The sequence below is a fragment of the Mycobacterium sp. genome, assembly GCF_035623875.1.
Taxonomy (GTDB): Bacteria; Actinomycetota; Actinomycetes; order Mycobacteriales; family Mycobacteriaceae; genus Mycobacterium.
In genome coordinates, this window is record NZ_DASPSP010000221.1 from 1 (window position 1) to 6,271 (window position 6,271).

The 6,271-nt window shown below is 65.0% G+C and carries 6 protein-coding genes; 4 read left to right on the top strand and 2 right to left on the bottom strand.

All coding sequences use genetic code 11. From position 1 onward, the window contains the following. On the top strand, positions 1-2,160 hold a 2,160-nt coding region (locus VEI45_RS18240; protein WP_324855725.1), incomplete at its 5' end, for a LuxR C-terminal-related transcriptional regulator. Here the strand turns inward: VEI45_RS18240 and VEI45_RS18245 are convergent. Continuing rightward, positions 2,105-2,512 carry a nuclear transport factor 2 family protein gene (locus tag VEI45_RS18245; protein ID WP_324855727.1) on the bottom strand — a complete coding sequence of 136 codons (408 nt, stop codon included), beginning with the start codon at positions 2,510-2,512 and terminating at the stop codon, positions 2,105-2,107. The two genes, VEI45_RS18240 and VEI45_RS18245, sit on opposite strands and share 56 nt — an antisense overlap. A gap of 165 nt (positions 2,513-2,677) precedes the next feature. Between VEI45_RS18245 and VEI45_RS18250 the strand changes: the two genes are divergently transcribed. From VEI45_RS18250 to VEI45_RS18260, 3 genes are all read left to right on the top strand, one after another. Further along, complete coding sequence (locus VEI45_RS18250) at positions 2,678-2,971, top strand: hypothetical protein (RefSeq protein ID WP_324855729.1); 294 nt, start codon at positions 2,678-2,680, stop codon at positions 2,969-2,971. Between the two features lie 96 nt (positions 2,972-3,067). Then, a complete protein-coding gene (locus tag VEI45_RS18255) occupies positions 3,068-4,189 on the top strand; it encodes a glycoside hydrolase family 76 protein (protein WP_324855731.1) in 1,122 nt (373 codons plus the stop codon). Further along, entirely contained in the window at positions 4,182-5,531 is a 1,350-nt protein-coding gene (locus VEI45_RS18260) for a 3-oxoacid CoA-transferase (protein ID WP_324855733.1), read from the top strand. The genes VEI45_RS18255 and VEI45_RS18260 overlap by 8 nt, the downstream gene beginning before the upstream one ends. On the opposite strand, the gene VEI45_RS18265 is transcribed toward VEI45_RS18260, so the two are convergent. Continuing rightward, complete coding sequence (locus VEI45_RS18265; protein WP_324855735.1) at positions 5,463-6,179, bottom strand: DedA family protein; 717 nt, start codon at positions 6,177-6,179, stop codon at positions 5,463-5,465. The genes VEI45_RS18260 and VEI45_RS18265 overlap by 69 nt on opposite strands. Positions 6,180-6,271 lie beyond the last annotated feature (92 nt).

The following is a 6,271-nucleotide window of genomic DNA, read 5'->3' on the forward strand; positions in this document are numbered from 1 at the left end:
TCCGAGGCCGAAATAAGCGCGCTCATCTCGGCAACCTTGGGCGGCCCGCTGGATCCGCAGGCCGCCGAGCGGTTGTGGACGTTGACCCGCGGCAACCCGTTGTATCTGCGAAACATCATCGAGCAGGAGGTTGCCGATGAACGGCTCAAGTTGCAGGACGGGTATTGGCGCTGGCTCGGTGACCCGGTCCTACCGCCCAGCCTGGTCGAGCTGATCGAAGGACGGATCGGAGGCCTGCCCAGCTCGGTTAGCGACGTGATCGACGCCCTCGCCGTCGGCGAACCCATCGAACTCGGGTCGCTGACCCGGATAACCGGCCCGGCCGCGGTCGAGCAGGCCGACATGCGCGGTCTCATCGCTCTTGACCAAGTGGGCGATCGGGTCGAGGCAAGGTTGGCACACCCGCTGTACGGCGAGGTGCGGCGCAGCCGCGCAGCCCAGACCAGGCTGCGACGGCTGCGTGGCCTGGTCGCCGCCGAACTGGCCACCTTCGCCGATCATGACGACATCCGCATGGTTGTGCGCCGCGCCACGCTAATTCTCGAGTCCGACCTCGAGCCCGATCCACCCCTGCTTGTTCGGGCGGCCCGAGGCGCGGTCTGGCTGTGGGAATTTCCGCTAGCCGATCGACTCGCAGCAGCGGCAATGCTCGCAGGAGGGGCCGCGGACGCGAGGCTCATTCGCGCCTACGCCCTATCGTGTGCGGGCCGCGGCCGGGAAGCCGACGCTTTGCTCGCCGACGTCCAGGCGGACGAGTTGGCCGACGCGGCGTACGGGCGGGTGGCCTTTCTGCGGGCCACCAATCGGCTGTTCACCCTCGCCGACCCCGTAGGCGCAAAGACGCTCATCGACGATGCATCCCGCGCCGCCGGGCCGCAGGCTCGCAGCTGTATCGACGCGTTTCTGACGGTGTACTGGGCGGCAATGGGCAAGCCGCACGCGGCCATCGAGTCATCAGGCAAGTTCGTCTGGAAGGAGCTACCCGACCTCGTCGCCCAGCGAGTGACCGCCTGGGCCCTCGCCCTTGCGTTCGGAGAAGTGGGCCGCCCCGGCGAAGCCGCAGCAGCGGCAACGGCTGGTTACCCCGTCCCGATACGCTCGTTCGTCATCATCACCGACGCCCACATCGGCGCCCTGTTGTTATGTGGCCAAATCGCCGATGCCGATGCACCGGCGGAAACCATACGACAGCGCCAAATCGAATTCCGGGCATTCCAGTCCTTCCAAGTCGGCAGTGTCGCGGTCGGCAGAGTGGCGCTCGGTTCTGGCCGACTCGACGCCGCGATTTCCCTGCTGACCGAGGCCATCGAATCCGTGCAAATTTCCAGCGACTCCAACGGGTGGGGTTATCGATGCCAGATTCCGCTGACGACGGCGCTCGCGATGCGCGGCTCGACGGATGAGGCAGCGGCCTGGCTCGCGAGACTCGAAAAGCAGCGCCATCCAAGCTGGCGATACCTCGACTACGAGTACGCGATCGCCAAGGCATGGGTGGCCGCCGGCCAGGGCGCCATCAGTGAAGCCATCGTCATCTCGCTCGCCGCCGCCGAAACAGCCAGGGGCAATGGTCAATTCGCTCCCGAATTGATGTGCCTACAGACAGCCACACAGTTCGGGGAGTGTTCCTGCGGGCCGCGATTGCGGGAGCTGGAAGCGATCGTCGAAGGGCCCCGCGCCAGCGTCGCGGCCCGCTTCGCTGAAGCGTTGCATGATGGCGCTGGGGCCGAACTATCAGCGGTATCAGCGGAATTCGAGGGTATGGGCGATCTCATCGCTGCTGTCGATGCGGCGGCGTACGCGGCCATCGCCTATCGGCACCAGGACTTGCGCGGGTCGGCGCTGGGATGCTCGGCAAGGGCCGAAGCGTTGGCCGAGCAATGTGGCGGCGCCCGCACGCCAGCCCTACGTAAGGCTGTCGAACGATTGCCGCTGACCGACCGCGAACGAGAAATCGTGATGCTTATCGGGGAAGGGCTGTCCAACCGGGATATCGCGACGAGGCTGACGTTGTCGGTTCGAACCGTGGAAAGCCACATCTATAAGTCGATGGCCAAAACCGGCACGCCCAACCGCGACGAACTCGCGGCGCTGTTGCCTCGGCGCGTCAACCCAGCTGATCGGCCACCGCGGCCGAATCCAGCCACACATTCTCGCGGCTGATCAGTCCGTCGCGGAATTCGAAGACGTGCAGCATCCGAAAATGTATGCGCCATCCATTGCCCGGTAGCCCGAGGAGAGATCCTGTGACGGTGCCCGTCATGAGCTGTTCGAGCACTATCGCGTCCTCGGCAAGATACCGGCGTAGAACATCCCAGTGCTCGGTGCGGAAATTAGCGGTGAGATAGGCGTAGAAATCGCGCGCCCTGCCCTTGCTGCGCGTGGGGCTGTTGGGGAATCCGATGACGTCGTGCGCAACGTCATCGGTGTACACGGCCACCGCCCCGTCGATATCGCCCTGATTTTCGGCCCTGATGTGGCTGTCGACCAGCCCTTGCATCCGGCTGCTGTCCATCGCCGCCTCCCGGGTGGTGGCCCCGGCCTCAAGCTACAACTACTGATCCGCCTTTCCGTGGTATCACGCCGCAACGCTGCGAAACATCAGTAGTGCGCTACTGACATCGATTGATTGATTGTGATCAACGATTCCAGTACCGGATGTCACCGATGGAGGAATCACATGCTCAACGTAAAGCTCAGAGGCGAAACCCTCAATGAGGCCGCGGAGCAAGCGGCATCGCCGGCGCCGGTCCTCATCACCGAACATGAGGTTGCGCTCGGCACGGCGGTAGCTCTGCGCGCGCGCCCGACGACCCGGCGCGGGTGGGTCGAGGCGACCCACGCCCTGCTTGCGGCGCTGCACCGCACGCTTGTGCTGTCGCCGCAGGATGGCCGCCCCGCGCGTCACGCCAACCCAAGGCGGTACGCCTTCTTAGAAAGCGCCCGCCTGGCGCGCGAGATGGATCGCCTATAGAGGTCGCTGACATGTGACTCGTAGCGATAGGGATGCCAACCTGGATCAGCCAACACTGCTACATGGCCTGCGCCTGGTAGGGCAGGATCAGCAGACATGGATCAGGTTTGGGTCAACCGGGCGGTCAGCGCGGAAGCCGCCGTCACCGGGCGGCATCTGAAGCGGCTGTGGGCGTTGCCGGGCACCCAGCTCGGCGTCGTGGCCTGGCCGCCGACCCGGCGTGACCGATGGTTCGGCGGCTGGCACTACTGGTGGCAGGCGCATCTGCTGGACTGCCTGGTCGACGCCGAGCTGCGCGACCCGCAGCCGGACCGGCGCATCAAGATCCACCGGCAGATCCGCTCGCACCGGCTGCGCAACAACGGATCCTGGGTCAACAGCTACTACGACGACATGGCGTGGCTGGCGCTGGCCCTGGAACGGGCTGGCCGGGTCGCCGGCGCGGAGCGCAAACGCGCGCTGCACAAGTTGAACGACCAACTCGTCAAAGCATGGGTGCCTGAAGACGGTGGCGGCATCCCGTGGCGCAAGCAGGACCAATTCTTCAACGCGCCGGCCAATGGTCCGGCGGGGATCTTCCTGGCGCGCTACGGCGATCGGCTGCGGCGGGCCCAGCAGATGGCCAACTGGATTGACGACACGCTGATCGACCCCGACACGCACCTGGTGTTCGACGGCATCAAGGCCGGTTCGTTGGTCCGCGCGCAGTACACCTACTGCCAGGGCGTGGTGCTGGGCCTGGAGACCGAGCTGGCCGCGCGCACCCGTGACGAGCGGCACGCTCAGCGGGTGCATCGCATGGTCGCCGCCGTCGACGAGCACATGGCGCCGGCCGGGGTGCTGCGCGGCGCCGGCGGCGGCGACGGCGGGCTGTTCGCCGGGATCACCGCTCGCTACCTGGCTTTGGTCGCCACCACGTTGCCGGGGGAGTTCGCCGCGGATGCCGCGGCCCGCGAGAGCGCTCGCGAAATCGTGCTGGCGTCGGCGCAATCAGCGTGGGACAACCGGCAGTCGGTGCAAGGGCTGCCGTTGTTCGGTCCGTTCTGGGATCGCCCCGCCGAGCTGCCTACCGCCGGCGGCCCGCAGGCCGAGTTCGTCGGGGGTGCGGTCACCGAGTCGGAGATAGCCGAGCGCGATCTGTCAGTGCAACTATCCGGTTGGATGCTGATGGAGGCCGCCCATGTCGTGACCAACAACGAGAGGACCACTCATGAGTAAAGTCCACCCCGGCGCCGAGTCGGCTCTGCACGGCCTGCTGAAGGACGGCATGACGATCGCCGCGGGCGGATTCGGCCTCTGTGGCATCCCGGAGAATCTGATCCAGGCCCTGGTGGACAGCGGCGTCAAAGACCTCACCATTGTCGGAAACAACGCTGGCGTAGACGATTTCGGCATGGGCCTGCTGCTGAAGGCGCGGCAGGTGAAGAAGGTCATCGCCTCATACGTCGGCGAGAACAAGGAATTCGAGCGCCAGGTGCTGGCCGGCGAGCTGGACCTTGTCCTGACGCCTCAAGGCACGCTGGCGGAAAAGTTACGCGCCGGCGGGGCAGGCATTCCCGGCTTTTACACCCGCACGGCCTACGGAACCAACCTTGCCGAAGGCAAAGACACCAGGGTCTTCGACGGCACCGAATACGTTCTGGAAGAAGGCATTCGCGCCGATGTGGCGATCGTCAAGGCGTGGAAGGGCGACAAGGCAGGCAACCTCATCTACCGCAAGACGGCGCGCAACTTCAACCCGATGATCGCCACCTGCGGCGCGGTCACCGTGGCCGAGGTAGAAGAACTGGTCGAGGTCGGCGACCTGGATCCTGACCTGGTCCATACCCCCAGCATCTACGTGGACCGCATCATCGCGGGCCGCGATTACGAGAAGCGCATCGAGTTCCGCACCACCAGCGGCGGTGCGGCGCTGCAGAACGACAGCCCGATTCGCGAACTGATGGCCCAGCGCGCGGCCCAGGAACTGCGCGACGGCTACTACGTGAACCTGGGCATCGGCATTCCGACGTTGGTGGCCAACTTCATCCCGGACAACATCAGCGTGACGCTGCAGTCGGAGAACGGGTTGCTGGGCATCGGTTCCTATCCGACGGAAGACGGCGTCGACCCCGATCTCATCAATGCCGGCAAGCAGACCGTCACCAGCCTGCCCGGGTCAAGCTTTTTCAGCAGCGCCGACTCGTTTGCGATGATCCGCGGCGGCCACATCGACCTGTCCATCCTGGGCGGCCTCGAGGTTGCGGAGAACGGCGACCTGGCCAACTGGATGGTGCCCGGCAAGATGGTCAAAGGGCCTGGCGGCGCGATGGATTTGGTGTCGGGCGTCAAGCGGGTGATCGTCATCATGGATCACACGGCGAAAGACGGCAGCCCGAAGATCCTCAAGCAGTGCACGCTGCCCATCACCGGCAAGGCCGTGGTGGACATGATCATCACCGACCTGTGCGTCTTCGACGTCGAGCCGGAACACGGACTCACGCTTACCGAATTACACCCCGGGGTGAGCGTCGCCGACGTTCGAGCCAAGACCGGTTGCGACTTCAAGGTCGCTGTCTGAAACTGTGCGGCGACGGTTTAGGTAAACCCTTGCAGCCGAGATAAAAGCCGGCAACATCGACACGAACAAGATGCCCAGGATGATCTTTTCCAGGTTGTGGTGGACGAATTCGTTGTTGCCCAGGAAGTAACCCAACAGCGTCGCACCCCCACCCCAGAGAACGCCGCCGACGATGTCGAATCCGAGGAACACCGGATAGCGCATGTAGGACACCCCGGCCACCACCGGGGTGAACGTCCGCACGAACGGCATGAACCGGGCCATGATGATGGCCATCGGCCCGTATTTCTCGAAGAACGCGTGCGACTCCGTCACATGGTGCTGCTTGAAGAAGCGCGAATCCTCCTTCTTGAACAGCGCCGGGCCGATCCGCCGCCCGATGAAATACCCGGTCTGATCGCCGAGCACCGCGACCACCGCGACACAAATGGCCAACACCTCAATGCTGACCGGTGGGTGCGTGCTCGCGGCCAGCAAGCCGCCGGTGAACAGCAGCGATTCACCGGGGAGCAGCGGGAACAGCAGACCGGTCTCGACGAAGACGATGAGCAGGATGCCGGGTAGCACCGCGTGCCCGAACACGCCGTTGGCGCCCAACCAGTACATCGGGTCGAGCAAGTTGGGCATGGCCACTACGGCGGTACTCACGGTGTTCCAAGATACCGGCGAAATTCAACTGCTCCTTAACCGGCGCAGGTTGCGGGGCCGGCGGGGCTGTGAACGAGAATCTGTTGTTGGAT